Annotated in this window: 10 protein-coding genes; 7 read left to right on the top strand and 3 right to left on the bottom strand. The window is 66.7% G+C overall.

What is annotated here, in order from left to right:
- Positions 1-134: 134 nt before the first annotated feature.
- The gene (locus CK500_RS12510; protein WP_095637551.1) at positions 135-3,074 is read right to left on the bottom strand and encodes a PAS domain-containing protein; all 2,940 of its coding nucleotides are present in this window, start codon (positions 3,072-3,074) and stop codon (positions 135-137) included.
- A gap of 788 nt (positions 3,075-3,862) precedes the next feature.
- Between CK500_RS12510 and CK500_RS12505 the strand changes: the two genes are divergently transcribed.
- The 4 genes from CK500_RS12505 (at position 3,863) to CK500_RS12490 (ending at position 7,298) form a co-directional block, all read left to right on the top strand.
- The gene (locus CK500_RS12505; protein WP_095637550.1) at positions 3,863-5,140 is read left to right on the top strand and encodes an aminotransferase class V-fold PLP-dependent enzyme; all 1,278 of its coding nucleotides are present in this window, start codon (positions 3,863-3,865) and stop codon (positions 5,138-5,140) included.
- A gap of 316 nt (positions 5,141-5,456) precedes the next feature.
- Positions 5,457-6,014, top strand: coding sequence for a response regulator (locus CK500_RS12500; RefSeq protein ID WP_095637549.1), 558 nt, complete (start codon positions 5,457-5,459; stop codon positions 6,012-6,014).
- An 80-nt stretch (positions 6,015-6,094) separates the two neighbouring features.
- Complete coding sequence (sufU, locus tag CK500_RS12495) at positions 6,095-6,517, top strand: Fe-S cluster assembly sulfur transfer protein SufU (protein WP_095637548.1); 423 nt, start codon at positions 6,095-6,097, stop codon at positions 6,515-6,517.
- Positions 6,518-6,602: 85 nt separating this feature from the next.
- Positions 6,603-7,298 carry an Sjogren's syndrome/scleroderma autoantigen 1 family protein gene (locus tag CK500_RS12490; RefSeq protein ID WP_095637547.1) on the top strand — a complete coding sequence of 232 codons (696 nt, stop codon included), beginning with the start codon at positions 6,603-6,605 and terminating at the stop codon, positions 7,296-7,298.
- Positions 7,299-7,320: 22 nt separating this feature from the next.
- Here CK500_RS12490 and CK500_RS12485 read toward each other — a convergent pair whose 3' ends face one another.
- Complete coding sequence (locus CK500_RS12485) at positions 7,321-7,914, bottom strand: class I SAM-dependent methyltransferase (RefSeq protein ID WP_095637546.1); 594 nt, start codon at positions 7,912-7,914, stop codon at positions 7,321-7,323.
- Between the two features lie 786 nt (positions 7,915-8,700).
- Here CK500_RS12485 and CK500_RS12480 point away from each other — a divergent pair.
- A complete protein-coding gene (locus tag CK500_RS12480; RefSeq protein WP_095637545.1) occupies positions 8,701-10,629 on the top strand; it encodes an archaea-specific SMC-related protein in 1,929 nt (642 codons plus the stop codon).
- Positions 10,630-10,791: 162 nt separating this feature from the next.
- On the opposite strand, the gene CK500_RS12475 is transcribed toward CK500_RS12480, so the two are convergent.
- Complete coding sequence (locus tag CK500_RS12475; protein ID WP_095637544.1) at positions 10,792-13,083, bottom strand: glycoside hydrolase family 3 N-terminal domain-containing protein; 2,292 nt, start codon at positions 13,081-13,083, stop codon at positions 10,792-10,794.
- Between the two features lie 375 nt (positions 13,084-13,458).
- On the opposite strand from CK500_RS12475, the gene CK500_RS12470 reads away from it, so the two are divergent.
- Both CK500_RS12470 and CK500_RS12465 read left to right on the top strand, forming a co-directional pair.
- On the top strand, positions 13,459-13,872 hold the full coding sequence (locus tag CK500_RS12470; protein WP_233139169.1) for a family 4 glycosyl hydrolase: 414 nt from the start codon (positions 13,459-13,461) through the stop codon (positions 13,870-13,872).
- 46 nt (positions 13,873-13,918) lie between these two features.
- Positions 13,919-14,848, top strand: a complete 930-nt coding sequence (locus tag CK500_RS12465) for an NAD-dependent epimerase/dehydratase family protein (protein ID WP_095637543.1) — start codon at positions 13,919-13,921, stop codon at positions 14,846-14,848.
- Positions 14,849-15,308 lie beyond the last annotated feature (460 nt).

Below are 15,308 nucleotides of genomic sequence, written 5' to 3'. Positions count from 1 at the left end.
CACCGAGGTCCCCCGCGTTCAAAAGCGCACTAGTTCGGGCGTGACGCTGAGCGCGTGCATTTCGCGCGTTCTTCGAACCCGACGGCGGAACCCGAGCGCATGCGGCAGCCGTTCGGTGTCCGCGCGGAGCCGTGTCACCCGTCGAACTCCACGCCGGTGACCTCGAAGCGCGCACCGCCGTCGCGACCTCTGGTCACGCGAATCTCCCAGCCGTGGGCCTCAACGATCTGTTTGACGATCCGCAATCCGAACCCGGTTCCGGACTCAGCCGTTGAGTACCCCGCTTCGAAGACCGTGTCGCGGTCATCGTCCGGAATCCCCGGCCCGTCGTCTTCGACGTAGAACCCGTCATCGACGAAGCCGACGGTCACCCTCACGTCGTCGCCCCCGTGCTCGATCGCGTTCCGGAAGAGATTCTCGAGGAGTTGCGTAAGGCGATCCGAGTCCGCTTTGATCAGTCCCCGGTCACCGTCTTCGTCTCCGTAGTTCATCGTGGCGTCGGCAGCGGGATCACCGACGATCGCCCATGCATCCTCGACAGTATCTCGAAGCGACACGGGCTCTAACGATCCAATATCCCGTCCCTCACGAGCTAACCAGAGCAGATCCTCGATGATCCGATTCATTCGGTCAACGGCGGATTCGATCGCCGGGAGATGCTCGTTTTCACCGTCCCCCCTGGCGAGTTCGACCCGACCTTCGATCACGCTGAGGGGGCTTCGGAGATCGTGGCTAACCACGCCGGCGAATTCGTTGAGGCGCTCGTTCTGTTGGTGTAACTCCCGTTCCATCCGCTTCCGTTCGGTAATGTCGATAAGTACGCCGGGGAAGCTCAGCGGCGTCCCGTCTGCATCGCCGTTGACGGTTCCGCGTGCGAGCACCCAGCGGACGTCGCCATCGGCGTCCAACACTCGGTATTCGGATTCGAAGTCACCACACGTTTCCACAGTCTCATCGATCTCGGCTTCCACCCGGTCACGGTCGGCGGTGTGAATCGACGAAACGAACTCGTTGAGTTCGACGCCGTCTTGTGCACGATCCGGGTCCACGTCAAACGTGTTCGCGAATTCACGGTCGACAACAACTCGATCCTCTTGGATGTGCCACTCCCACGTTCCGAGTGCACCCGCCTCGATCGCGTTCTCCAATTGGGCGTGAGCGGTCTGTAGCTCCTGTTCGCGCTCTTTTTGCGCTGTAATGTTTTGTACGAACCCCCGCACAGTTCGCGGGTCTGCCCCGTCGAGCACCTTCGCACGGGTCCGAATCCAGCGCTGGTCACCTTCAGCAGTATTAATCCGGAGATCCGCCTCGTACGACTCGCCACGTTCGAGCGCGGTGGTGACGGCCTGCTCGATCGTCTCTCGATCCTCGGGATGGAAGAATTCAAGCGCCTCCTCGAGCGTCGGCGTGAACTCGGGATCGACGTCGTGGATTCGGCGAGTTCCGTCCGTCCACACAACGGTCCCGTCGGTCGAAAACTCCCACGCGCCCAACTCACCTAACTGTTCAGCTTCGGTGAAGAAATCACGGATCCGTTCGAGTTCCCGTTCGCGCTGTACTTGCTCAGAGATATCTCGGCCAACCCCGACTGCCACTGCTTCCCCGTGGACCGGATCTCGGACACGGGTCTTGCGAAACTCGAACGGGATTCGTTCGCCATCGACGGTGAGTGCGTCGGCTCGCGTCGTCGAAGCACCCGTCTGTATCGCCTCGTCGATACTGTCGGTGATCCGTTCCCGATGCTCTTCAACGAACAGCGCCGAGATATCGATGTTATCAAGCTCCGAATCAGCGTAGCCGGAGATCTCCGAGACACGCTCGTTCCAACGAATGAGCTCCCCGTCTTCGGAGACGACGTAGTAGACGTCTTGAAGCGCGTCGAGGCTCTCATCCATGAACGTCTGCTGTCGCTCAAGTCGTCGCTCTCGTTCGATCTGCGACGAGATATCGGTGATGAACCCGTCGATCACCTCGTTCCCGGTCGCAGGGTCCTCAATCAACGTCCCCTGATCGCGAATCCAGCGAACGTCGCCGTCTTTGGCAATGATGCGATACGTCGAATCGAAGCGGCCCCTCGCTTCGATGCCTTCGAGAAGCTCGGTCCAGATGTCCTCCCGATCGTCAGGGTGAATGATCTCCTCAGCGAGGCGAATGTTCTCTTCCAACTCAGTCGTCGTATATCCAGTAATCGACTCGGCATCACCTTTGACGAACTGTAACGGGTACTCCGATTCATACTCGTGGCGATACACGTACCCGGGAAGGTTGTCGATGATCGTTTTGAGATGGAGCTCCCGCTCCCGCTGGTCCGTGATGTCTCGGACATGACCGACGATTCGTACGACGTCCCCTTGCTCGTTGAGAACCGGTTTGGAGTCACCGCGGACCCATCGGTAGTCTCCCTCCGGGCGGACGACGCGATACTCGATCTGTGAGGAGTTGCCGTTCGACAGCTGTTCCATTGACTGCCGGACCTTCTGTCGATCTTCAGGGTGGATCAGGTCCAAGAATGAACTCGGGGCGTCCTCGAGATCCGCGATCGACCTGCCCCAGATCTCTTCGTACGCGGAATTGATGAACAGCAGCTCACTCCAGTCACCGTTGAACATGAATAAAAGATCATCCGTCCGGTCGGCGAGTTCTGAGAGCTTCTGTTCAGTTTCCTGAACCACTTGGCGAGCACGATGTTGCTCGACGGCATTGCTAATCCGGTTTGCGAGAACGACGTACTGGCTGGTGCCCGATCCCTTTTGCAGATAGTCCGTCACACCCGCTGATATCGCGTCGCTAGCGATCTCTTCAGACCCCTTCCCAGTGAAGAGGATAAAGGGAAGGTCGGGGTTTCGATCGCGGACGGCCTCGAGAAATTCAATTCCGTTTCGACTCGGCATATCGTAATCAGAGACGACACAATCGAACTCCTGCTCGGCGAGGCGATCTAACCCGTCGCTCGGATCGGATTCCGTATGGACGTTGATCCTGTCATGTTCGCGCTCAAGAAACGTCGCGACCAGATCAGCAAATGACGGATCATCATCGACGTGGAGGACGCGAATTGTACCGACTGTACTCATAGATGGTCGAAATGAACGACTCAGCGTTAAGTATCTGTGTGCACGATAAACACAATCTTCGGGGAACTCATGAAGCGCTCAGCACAGACGCAGTGGTGAGCGATTGCGGGAGTGAGTCTCGCAAATTGGCTGTTCGGTTGTTTATAAGTGGAGTTGTGGTGTTGCTGTCGGCTGTTTATAAGTGATCGACGGTGTTGCGGTGAAGACCTGCAAAGCCCCAGGCGTGAGGCGCCCAGACACTCGCTGCGCTCCTCGTCACTCGTTCCACTCGTTCCTGCGGTGCTTACATCGCCTCTGGGCGCCTCACGCCTGCCCCTTTGATCCCCACCCCGCACAGCAACCGCAGCCTCACGCCTCCCCAGCCTCGTCGGCGGCTCCCGTTGGTCGCCGCCGACTCCCTCGTGCGGTCTCCTCGCGGACCTTTGGCCCGCTCGGAGGCGCACGCCACCGCGGCGTCCTTTATAAGCGATCATCCCTGTCGCTCACAGCTATTTAAATACCGTATCGTCCCCACCGATTTGCGGGACTCACTCCCGCTATCGATCAAGAAGCAGGTCTCATCGATCGGCTGTTTCAGACGATGATATCTGCCGCATAACATTTTGACACAACCGGGAACGCTGTTCCTCGTATTTCGCAGAACGCACGAAACGTACTCTCTTGTACCAGAGATCGTGACAGAGGGTATAACTTCGAACCAGCGCCGGGGGTCACCGACTCTCCTCCGAGACACTGGCAACACGTACCGGACCGAAGGTGTGTTAGTGCTCGGGCCCCAGATCCGGGTAATGGGAGTTCAGGAACAGTACCCGTTCGACGTCGAGGCCGTCCGCGCCGACTTCCCGATCCTCGATCGGTTGGTCGGCGGCGATCCGGAGACGCCGGGCGAGGGGCCGGGCGACGACACCCCGCTCGTCTACCTCGACAGCGCGGCGACCTCGCACACGCCGGACCCGGTCGTCGACACGATCGCGGACTACTACCGCGGCTACAACGCCAACGTCCATCGCGGGATCCACCAGCTGAGCCAGGAGGCGTCCGTCGCCTACGAGCAGGCCCACGACACCGTCGCCGACTTCGTCGGCGCGTCGGGCCGCGAGGAGATCGTCTTCACGAAGAACACCACGGAGGCGATGAACCTCGTCGCCTACGCGTGGGGGCTCGACGAGCTCGGCCCCGAGGACAACGTCGTCCTCACGCAGATGGAACACCACGCGTCGCTGGTCACGTGGCAGCAGATCGGCAAGAAGACGGGGGCGGACGTGCGGTTCATCGAGGTGACCGACGAGGGGCGGCTCGACATGGAGCACGCCGCCGAGTGCATCGACGACGACACGCGGATGGTGTCGGTCGTCCACGTCTCGAACACGCTGGGCACCGTCAACCCGATCCCGGAGATCGCGGCGATGGCCCACGACCACGACGCGTACGTCTTCGCCGACGGCGCGCAGTCGGTGCCGACCCGGCCGGTCGACGTCGAGGACCTCGGCGTCGACTTCCTCGCCTTCTCGGCGCACAAGATGTGCGGGCCGACCGGCATCGGGGCGCTGTACGGCCGCGAGGAGATCTTGGCGGAGATGCAGCCGTACCTCTACGGCGGCGACATGATCCGGCGCGTCTCCTTCGAGGACTCCACGTGGGAGGACCTCCCGTGGAAGTTCGAGGCCGGCACGCCGTCGATCGCGCAGGGGATCGCCTTTGCCGCCGCGATCGAGTACCTCGAGGAGATCGGCATGGAGAACGTGCAGGCCCACGAGGACCTGCTTGCCGAGTACGCCTACGACGAGCTGACCGACCTCGGCGGCGTGGAGATCTACGGGCCGCCGGGCCACGACCGCGGCGGGCTCGTCGCGTTCAACGTCGAGGGCGTCCACGCCCACGACCTCTCCAGCATCCTCAACGACTACGGGGTGGCGATCCGCGCGGGCGACCACTGCACCCAGCCGCTCCACGACGAGCTCGGCGTCGCGGCCTCCGCGCGCGCCTCCTTCTACCTCTACAACACCGTCGAGGAGGTCGACGCGCTGGTCGAGGCCGTCGGCGAGGCGCGCGACCTGTTCGCCTGACGCCGCATCGCGGCGATCTCCGAGCCTCGCTCTGCGATCCGTCTCTCGGCTCCGCGAGGGCGCGCCGAAACCGTCGGACGGCGGCTGGTTGCTGACGACTCTACACGACGGCGACACTCGACGGTTAAACCGGCTTAATCCGCCCAAATTCGGGCTGAGTATCTTCTTCTTATACGTGTACGGGGCCCGATGGCCGAATCATCATGACGAACCGATCGCGGGTAACGAACCGATCGCGGGTGACGAACGGTGACGACCGTTCCCAGAGCACCTCCTCCGATAGTTTCCGACGGCGTTGCGCCGGTATCACCAGCCTATGACGAATTCCACACGTCCTTCCACCGCGTCGGACGCCCAAAGTGACACCCCCGTCGAAACGGACACCCCCGTCGCCGCCGACGGCGGCTCCGGGGAAGACGGCGGTCCCGTCGTTATCCTTCACGTCGAGCCCGACGCGCGCTCCGCCGAGCTGCTGACGACGTTCGCGGAGCGCTTCGCCGACGGGTTCGCGGTTCGATCGGTCGACGGGATGGAAGCGGCGCTCGGCGCGGTCGACGCGGCCGACTGCGTCGTAACCGAACAGCGGCTTCCGGACGGCTCCGGCGTCGATCTGGTCGACCGGATCCGGGGGCGGGGCATCGACGTTCCGGTCGTGTTCCACACCACGTGCCGCGAGCGGGAGACGGAGGCGCGAACGCTCGCGGCCGGTGCGGACGCCTACTTCCCGAAGCGGCCGGAGCGCGGCCAGTACGACCGGATCCTCGAGCGGCTCGGCGGGCTCGTCGGCGACGGGTCCCGGGCCAGTCGCACCGCGACCACGGTCTCACCGGACAGGCCGAGCTCGTCCGTGAAAGCGTCTCAATCGGAAGAGTAGTCACCGGTCTCTCGTCGCCGGCTCGACGCGTCGCGAGCGACGGAACCCTTTTGACTCGCACCGGCCTACCTGAGAGCGATATGGGACTGGGCTCGGACATGTACCGACAGCAGATCCTCGACCACTACAAGAATCCGCGCAACTACGGGGAGCTCGAGGACCCCGACTTCACGCACGTCGGCGAGAATCCCTCCTGCGGCGACACGATCCGGATGCAGGTCGCCCTCGACGACGCGGAAGAGGAGATCGAGGCGGTGCGGTTCACCGGCGACGGCTGCGCCATCTCGATGGCCTCGGCGAGCATGCTCTCCGAGCGGCTCCACGGGATGTCGATCGAGGAGCTCGAGGAGCTCGACACCGACGACATCACCGAGATGCTCGGCGTCGACATCTCCCCGATGCGCGTGAAGTGCGCGGTGCTCGGTCGACAGGTCGCGCAGGACGGCTCGAAGATCCACCGCGGCGAGCTCGACCCCGACGACCGGACGAAGACCGAGGAGTAGGGTCGTCCGAGACGCCCCGACACCCCTGCTCCGCTCCCGTCCCGAGCCCACCGGACTTTTGCTCGTGAACCACGTTCATCCGCATATGAGCGACGGGTTCGACAAGGAGGCCGAACGCGAGAAGCTCCGCGAGAAGTTCGCGGAGGACGAACAGAAGCGCGAACACACTCAGCGGATGTCCGAGCTGCTGTTGCAGGGCGCGACGATGACGAACCGCCACTGCGACGACTGCGGCGACCCCATCTTCCGCCACGACGGACAGGAGTTCTGCCCGACGTGTCAGGCGACCGGATCGGGTGAGGGTGCGCAGGGCAAGGACACGCAGGGTAAGGGCGTGCAGGGCAAAGGCGCGCGCGGCAACTCCCCGGGGGGCGCCCAGGCCGCGGACCTGGAAGGGGCGGGGAACGCGCCGCGGAAGGTCGTGAAGACCCGGGACAGCGACGAGCGCCCGTCGCAGGGAGAAGACCGAGACGCGTCGGGGTCTCCGACTGCGGGACAGGCGACCTCCCCGAACGCGAGTCGGAACGCGACGGATCGGAACGCCGCCGCCTCGAACGCGGCCTCGTCCCCGTCGACCGCCGAGGCGCCGCGCGACGGGGCGAGCGCGACGCCGCCGGCCGAGCCTGCCGACTCGGGAACCGTCGCCGACGCCCGCGCGTCGCTGACGCGGACGCTGACCCGGTTCGCCCGCGCGGCCGAGGAGACGGACGACCCTCGGCGCGCCCGCGACCACCTGCAGGCGGCGCGCGAGGCGGCGGAGGCGCTGGCGGCGCTGGACTGACTTTCCTCCTCTCTCCGCGCTCTCAGCGCTCGAAGACGAGCCCGTAGTGGTACGGCGGGAGGTCGACCTCCCGGACGAGACGCAGGTCGCTCGCCTCCTCCACGGCTCGCCGTGTCGCCTCCGACGGAAGCCGCAGCTCGGTGGGCGGCCCCCGCGGCTCGCCGCCGATCGTCGTCTCCTCGCGCGGTAGGTCGCGCCAGTTCACCACGACGAACCGGCCGTCGGAAGCCAGCGCGTCGGCGACCCCCTCGACGAACGCGGCGCGGTCCCCGATCCCGTGGAACGCGTTCGCGAGCAGCGCGAACTCCGCGGGCTCGGGGAGCAGCTCCGGGAGGACCCGCGCGTCCCCCTCGACGGTCGCGACGTTGTCGATCCCTTGGTCCGCCGCGAGCGCGTCGAGCTCGGCGAGCAGCGACCCGTCGACGTCGACGGCGTAGGCCGTCGCCGGGTCGGCGATCCGCGCGGCGGGCAGCGCGAAGTAGCCGTTCCCGCTGCCGATCTCGACGACGCGGTCCCCGGGCGAGAGCCCCAGCCGCCGGAGGGTGGCGCCCGGCGTCGGCCACACCCGACCCCACCAGTCCCAGTCCGGCTGTCCCGTGTTCTGGAAACGGTCCATGTCCGAACGTGAGACGCGAGGGAAGGAAGCGGTTCGGATCGCTCGCCGACGGTCCTCCCGTGTTGACGCGGAAGTCCGGGAAAATCGGGAAACCGCTGCGGTTGCTCGTGAACCCGATCCGTTTTCCGTCCTCTCTGTTTCCAATATTATATCTTATTTTGATATATAATGGGCCTGACACAGAGTTCGCAGTTCGTCCCGGAGCGGGATCGACCGCAGGGGATCGATCGAAGTCCGAACGGCGCCGCGATCGGCGAGAGAGTCGGCGAAGACGGCGCTCAACAACGCCGGCAGCTCCCGTCGTCGGTCCTCACCAATCGGTTTACTGCGGACGAAAGGCGACGCTCGCGGCGAGCGTGGAAACCGGGACGGCGTGGAACCCGTCTTCCGTGAGAGGATGTGATACGTTTTCGACCCTCGTACCGACGCCCACACGGAGGGAGTTGTGACCAGTGGCCGAATCCGCTCTCCGCCGACAGAGGACGAATACGCCCCGAGTGAAACGTCGAACGCCTTCACCGCCGTGATTGACGGGACCCGTGAGCGCTTCGAGAGATCGCTTCGACACCCCGTCGGACCGATGGATCGGCTCCGTCGGAGAATATTTGTCTGGTCTTATGTTAGTTCTAACACATCAGAAATAGTATCTATTCGCGGAGGCGGTATCGTTCGATCGGGAGCGACTTCGGTTCGGCGGAGCGACGCAGACGCGCTCGATTCGAAATACCGCGACTCGTGAGGGAAGGATACACTTAACACTCTGACCACCCTTCTCGAACCATATCGATGGCTCAGATCTCGAAACCCGCCGTCCGCGTCGATGTTCGAAACATCGGCGGTATCGACGAGGCGTCGGTGACGCTTCCCGACGGCGTCTCGATCTTGACCGGGCGAAACGCGACGAATCGGACCTCTTTCCTGCAGGCGCTGATGGCCGGGCTCGGCAGCCGTCAGAGCTCCCTGAAGGGCGACGCCGAGGAGGGGGAGGTGACGCTCGAACTCGGCGACGAGACGTACACGCGGACGCTGCAGCGCCGCGGCGACTCCGTCGCCTTCGGCGGCGATCCGTACCTCGACGACCCGGAGCTTGCCGACCTGTTCGCGTTCCTGCTTGAGGACAACGAGGCGCGGCGGGCGGTGGCCCGCGGCGACGACCTCCGCGAGATCATCATGCGCCCGATCGACACCGACGCGATCGACGCGGAGATCCGCGAGTGCAAGCGCGAACGCGACGAGCTGGAGTCCGAGATCGAGACGCTCGACAGCCTCGAACGCGACCTCCCCGACCTCGAGGCGGACCGCCGCGAGAAGCTCGAGGAGCTGGAAGAAGCGCAAGAAGAGCTGGAGTCGGTCCGAGAGGAGCTCGACGAGCTCGACGCCGGCGTCGAGGAGAGCCGCACGCGCAAAGAGGAGATGGAGGAGGCGTTCCAGCGGGTGCGCGACGCCCGGTCCGCCCTCGACGACCTGGAGTTCGACCTCGAGACCGAGCGCTCGACGCTCGCGGAGCTGAAGGCGGAGCGCGAGGAGCTCCAAGAGACCGTCGAGGAGGCAGAAGAGCCCGACGAGAACGCGGACCGGCTCGCCGGTCGGATCGACGAGCTCCGCCGGCGGAAGCGCTCCCTCGACGACGAGGTCAACGAGCTCGGGAGCGTCATCGGTTTCAACGAGGACATGGTGAGCGGCTCGGGGATCGACATCGACGAGGGGACGCCCGGCGACGACCCGACCGACGCGCTGACCGCGGGCGACCAGACGGTCTGTTGGACCTGCGGGTCCGAGGTCGAGACCGACCAGATCGAGGCGACCCTCGACCGGCTCCGGGAGCTCCGGTCGGACAAGCTCGACGAGCGCAACGAGATCCGCGCCGAGATCCAGGAGCTCACCGACAAGCAGTCGTCGATCAAACAGGCCCGACGCGAGATCGAGCGCGCCGAGGAGCGGCTCGACGCGGTCGGGACGGAGATCGAGTCGACCGAGTCGCGGATCGCGGACCTCGAGGATCGGATCGAGTCGAAGGAAGCGGAGATCGAGGAGCTGGAGGAGGAGGCCGAGTCGATCGACGTCGACGGCTACGACGAGGCGTTAGAGCTCCACCGCGAGGCCAACGGGATCGAGCTGCGGATCGAGCGGCTCGAAGACGAGATCGACGAGATCGACGACGAGATCGACGAGCGCGAGGCCGCGATCGAGCGCCGCGAGGACCTGCAGGCGGAACGCGAGGAGCTCGCGGACCGGCTGACGGAGCTGCGGACGCGCGTCGACCGCATCGAGGAGGACGCCGTCGAGGAGTTCAACGACCACATGGAGACGGTCCTCGACATCTTGGAGTACGACAACCTCGATCGGATCTGGATCGAGCGCCGCGAGACCGAGGTGCGAGAGGGGCGTCGCAAGGTCACGCGGACCCGGTTCGATCTCCACATCATTCGCTCGTCGCCCGACGGGACGGCCTACGAGGACACGGTCGACCACCTCTCGGAGAGCGAACGGGAGGTGACGGGCCTCGTGTTCGCGCTCGCGGGGTACCTGGTCCACGACGTCTACGAGACGGTCCCGTTCGTCCTGCTCGACTCGCTCGAGGCGATCGACTCGGACCGGATCGCGCGCGTCGTCGACTACTTCCGGACGCACGCGGACTACCTCGTCGCCGCGCTCCTGCCCGAGGACGCCGCCGCGCTCCCCGAGGAGTACGCCTACGTCGAACAGATCGACTGATCGGCCGGCCGCGGCCGACTCGCCCGGAGCCTCTGCAGTTCCCTTCTCGCTCTCCACGGGTTCGGAGCGTCCGGATCTGTTTCATTACACCAATACTCCTGTAACGCCCCCGTCTCCGCGTTTCCGATGTCAGAACAGCGACGGCGATCGCAGACCGGGCCGTTACAGGTCGAGAGTCGTCGACGCCCCGTCGACGTCGATCCGATAGATCCCGGACTCCACGACGTGCCCCTCCCGCGGCTTGTAGAAGCCGAGTCGCTCGGCCGGCACCGACACCTCGACGCGCCCGGTCTCGCCCGGATCGAGGGTCACGCGCTCGAACCCGACGAGCGACCGGACCGGGCGCACGCGGGACGCGTGTCGCTGTCGGGCGTACACCTGTACCGTCTCCGTCCCGGCGCGGTCGCCGACGTTGGACACCGCGACCGAGACCCGAACCGTCCGGTCCGCGGGGGCGGCGTCTCCCACACCTTCGTCGTCGCTCGCCGGTGACCCGGCCGTCGCCGGCTCGACGCTCGCGCTCAGGTCCGCCGTCTCGAAGTCGGCGTAGCTGAGCCCGTGGCCGAACTCGAACAGCGGGTCGTACGAGTCGGGATGCTCGTCCGCGCCGATGGGGGTGGGGTGCGCGAGCGCGTCGTGGTGTTGCGGGAGGTCGCCCTCGTCGCGCGGCACCGAGATCGGCAGCCGACCGCTCGGATCGTTCTCCCCGAACAGCGTCTCCGCGACCGCGACGCCCCCCTCAGTGCCGGGGAAGTAGGCCATGAGGATCGCCGGCACGTGCTCGGCCATCCAGTCGACGATCAGGGGTCGACCGGTCACGAGGACGCCGACGACCGGCGTCCCCGTCTCGTGCACCCGGCGGACGAGCTCCCGCTGCGCCTCCGGGAGCCTGAGGTCGCCCCTCGTCGGCCAGTTGCCCGTCTCGGTCCCGGCCTGCGCCTCCGGCCCGAACTCGTGGATGTACCACCCCTCGCCGAGCGCAAGCACGGCCACGTCCGCCTCGCGCGCCGCCTCGACGGCCGCGTCGACGTCGGCCGCCTCGTCGAGCGTCGTCCCGGGCGCGTACGTCACCTCGCCGGCGGTCGCGTCGGCGACGGCCTCTCGGATCGTCTTCCCCGGAAGCCCCTCGTCGCGCGCGACGCTCCAGCCGCCGAGCTGATCGACGAGGTCGTCGGCGTTCGGGCCGCCCACGAACACGTCTTCGTCGCCGGCGAGCGGCAACAGCCCGTCGTTCTCCAGCAGCGTCATGCTGTCTCGGGCGGTCTCGCGGGCCCGCTCGCGGTGGGCCGGCGCGCCAAGCGTCTCAGCGGCCTCGTCCTCGTCGACGATCTCGTCCGGACCCTCGTCGAACAGCCCGAGGCCGAACTTCAGCCGGAGGACCCGACGGACTGCCCGATCGAGCGTTGCCTCGTCAAGGTCGCCGGCTTCGACGAGCTCGACGACGCGGTCGGCGTGGGGCGCGTGGCCCACGGAGGCCACGTCGACGCCTGCCTCCCGTGCCTGTCGGACGCCGTCGGCGTGGTCGGCGGCGGTGCGGTGGTCCTCGTGGAGGTGCCGGATCCCGTTCCAGTCGGAGACGACGTGCCCCTCGAACCCCAGCTCCTCGCGGAGCAGTCGGTCGAGGAACGCCGCGGATCCGTGCGAGGGCTCGCCGTCGATCGAGTTGTACGACGGCATCACCGACGCGACGCCCGCGTCGAGGGCGCGCTCGAACGGGCGGACGAACGTGTTTCGGAGCTTGTACTCGGAGACGTCGACGGGCGAGGCGTCCTCGCCGCGCTCGGGCTCCCCGTACGCCGGGAAGTGCTTGGCCGTCGCGACGACCCGGTCGGGATCGGAGGGGGCGGCGGAGTCGCCCGGGCCCTCGCCCTGATACCCCCGGACCTTCGCGGCCGCGAGCTCGCCCACCAGGTGCGGGCTCTCGCCGAACGTCTCGAAGACGCGCCCCCATCGCGGGTCGCGTCCCACGTCGACCGTCGGGCCGTAGTTCTGGTGGGCGCCCGTCGCGCGGACCTCCCGCGCCGTCACCGCGGCCGCGGCCTCGATCCCTTCCGGATCCCACGTCGCCGCCGCCCCGAGCCCGTTCGGGAACACCGTCGCGCCGGAGACGTAGGCGTGTCCGTGAACCGCGTCGACGCTGAATAAAAGCGGGACCCCCAGCCGCGTCTCCTCGCGGGCGTACGTCTGCAGTTCCTCGACCGCTGCCACCGCGTCCTCGGGCGTCGTCGCGAGCGCCCCGCCCCAGCCGAACGGGGCCGCGAAGCCGAGGTGTCGGTCGTCGATCGCCGCCTTCACGTCGTCGAGGTCGTGCGTCTCCCGGAGCGTCCCCGCCCACGTCCCGGTCACCTGTCCGGCCTTCTCCGGCAGCGTCATCCGGCCGAGGAGGTCGTCGATCCGCTCGTCCGTCGGCGCGCTTTCCCGCCGGTACGCCGGCGGCTCGGCTCGATCGTCCATGACGGACACCTCCCGGCGGGGCTATTTAAAGATACTGTGGCGGTCGCCTTCGGCCGAGACGGCGGATCTCCCGACCGGTGCCGTCTCCGAGCCGGATCGTCTCCCGTCGCGTTCGTTCTCCATTACAGAATAGAACTTCATCGGTCAGAATGTTGAAATATCTCCGCGAAGCGACCCAATTCCGGAGCGAGAGCTGTTCGAACGCGCCGGTTCGGCGCTCCGCTGACCGGGCGATCGGGAAAATCGTTCTGAGGCTGAGAACGACGTGCTCGCCGCCGGGACGGTGCTGACGCCCCGCGCCGCGACACCCGAAGCACCGGCGACCGCGCGCCGACACCCGAATCATTAATAACTGGGATCGAGAGGGGTCCGATGATGCGAACTGGTCCAGACGGCGGTGTCTCCGGGACGCCGACCGAACGACGCGTCGACGAGCTCCTCGACCGGATGACGGTCGCGGAGAAGGCAGCGCAGCTCGGCTCCGTGAACGCCGACCGGATCCTGACCGAGGACGGCGAGCTCCGCCCCCTGAGCGCGGGCGGGTTCCCGCGGCCCGTCCGGTCGCTTTTGTCCACGCACGTCGACACCATCGAGACGGTGATCGAGGCGTCCCGCGACGGCGACGTCGACCGCGCGTTTCAGGCGTTCCTGCTCGACCCGCAGGTCCGGACGCTCCAGACCGAGGCGGCCCGCGAGCTGTTCGCCGAGCTCGTCGCCGCGGAGGAGCGGTACCTCGACGACTGGGCCCTCGACGACGCGGAGGCGCTCGCGGCGGCCGACGCGTACTGACCCCGGTCCCCCGCGTTTCATTAAGCCGGATTCCGTCTGAGGGGCCATGAGCACGACACAGTCGACAGTCGTCGTCACGGGCGCGCTCGGCGGCGTCGGACGGTGGGTCGTCGACCGGCTCGTCGCGGAGGGACGCGACGTGGTCGGCCTCGATCAGCGCCTCCCCGCCGCGGGCGGGCCCGACGGCGCGTCGTTCTTCGAGGTCGACCTGCGCGACCAGGGAGAGACCGCCGAACTGATCGCGGGCGCGGACCCCGACGCGGTCGTCCACCTCGCCGCGATCCCCGACCCGACCGGTCACGCCGGCTCCCGCGTCTTCACGAACAACACGGAGAGCGCGTACAACGTCCTGCACGCGGCGGGGAGCGCGGGCGCCGACGTGGTGTGGGCGAGCTCGGAGTCCGCCTACGGGTTCCCGTTCGCCGACCGCGTCCTCGCGCCCGACTACGTCCCGGTCGACGAGGCGCACCCCCTCCGGCCGGCGGACCCGTACGGCGCATCGAAGGAGGCGGGCGAGGCGGTCGCCCGAGCGACCGCGCGCAGACACGGCGTCTCGGTCGTCTCCGTCCGGCCGTCGTGGGTGCAGTACCCCGGCGACTACCTGACCGAGCGGAACCGCGAGGCGTTCGACATCGACGAGCTGGCGGCCCGATCGACGGACGCGCCGCCCGAGGGCGGCATCGGGAACTTCTGGTCGTACATCGACGTCCGCGACCTCGCGTCGATGGTAACGGCGGCGCTCGCGGCCGACGTCGACGGCCACGAGGCGTACCTCTGTCACGCCGCGGAGAACTACCTCGGCGTCGACACAGAGCGGCTGTTCGACGCGCTGTTCGAAGAGACGCCGCCCTGCGACACCGAGGGCGACGCGTCGGCGTTCACCACCGCGAAGGCCGAGCGCGACCTCGGGTGGACGCCCGACCACGCCTGGCGGAAGGCGGCCGACGCCGACGTGGACGGCCCGGACTTCGCGTGACCGCTGATTCGGTTCGCTCGGCTCGCTACTCGTCGGGGGCGCCCGGGACGGCGCCGGCGTCGCGAAGGGTTCGCATGGGTCGGTTTCGCCGGCGGCCTGTTCAGCTTCGCCATCCCAGCCGCGGGTACCGACCGGACGCCGCGACCGACGACTGAGCCCGGCGGTCTGCCTCTCGAAATCGACAATCGACGAGTAAGAGTTATATGAACGTCGAACTAGGGGTCACGTATGCGTTCGACATGCACCCGATGTGGAGAGACAGTCGCGAGAGACCACGGCTCGCTCGTCTGCCGTAACTGCGGCCAGACGCTTCGACACGGTGCGGACTGACGTACCGCGGTCCAGTTGACGCACCGTCGTCGGTCTGAGTACCGCGGTCCAGTTGACGCACCGTCGTCGGTCTGAGTACCGCGGTCCAGTTGACGCGCCGGCTTCCACCCTGACGCTTCAACGATCCTCT

Source organism: Halorubrum salipaludis (genome assembly GCF_002286985.1).
Taxonomy (GTDB): Archaea; Halobacteriota; Halobacteria; order Halobacteriales; family Haloferacaceae; genus Halorubrum; species Halorubrum salipaludis.
Note: the sequence above shows the minus strand (reverse complement) of the source record. Positions and strands in the feature narration are given on the sequence as shown.

Excerpts from the sequence above, each read along its gene's own strand:
- CK500_RS12510 (WP_095637551.1), bottom strand. The coding sequence starts at position 3,074 with ATGAGTACAGTCGGTACAATTCGCGTCCTCCACGTCGATGATGATCCG.
- CK500_RS12505 (WP_095637550.1), top strand. The coding sequence starts at position 3,863 with ATGGGAGTTCAGGAACAGTACCCGTTCGACGTCGAGGCCGTCCGCGCC.
- CK500_RS12500 (WP_095637549.1), top strand. The coding sequence starts at position 5,457 with ATGACGAATTCCACACGTCCTTCCACCGCGTCGGACGCCCAAAGTGAC.
- sufU (WP_095637548.1), top strand. The coding sequence starts at position 6,095 with ATGGGACTGGGCTCGGACATGTACCGACAGCAGATCCTCGACCACTAC.
- CK500_RS12490 (WP_095637547.1), top strand. The coding sequence starts at position 6,603 with ATGAGCGACGGGTTCGACAAGGAGGCCGAACGCGAGAAGCTCCGCGAG.
- CK500_RS12485 (WP_095637546.1), bottom strand. The coding sequence starts at position 7,914 with ATGGACCGTTTCCAGAACACGGGACAGCCGGACTGGGACTGGTGGGGT.
- CK500_RS12480 (WP_095637545.1), top strand. The coding sequence starts at position 8,701 with ATGGCTCAGATCTCGAAACCCGCCGTCCGCGTCGATGTTCGAAACATC.
- CK500_RS12475 (WP_095637544.1), bottom strand. The coding sequence starts at position 13,083 with ATGGACGATCGAGCCGAGCCGCCGGCGTACCGGCGGGAAAGCGCGCCG.
- CK500_RS12470 (WP_233139169.1), top strand. The coding sequence starts at position 13,459 with ATGCGAACTGGTCCAGACGGCGGTGTCTCCGGGACGCCGACCGAACGA.
- CK500_RS12465 (WP_095637543.1), top strand. The coding sequence starts at position 13,919 with ATGAGCACGACACAGTCGACAGTCGTCGTCACGGGCGCGCTCGGCGGC.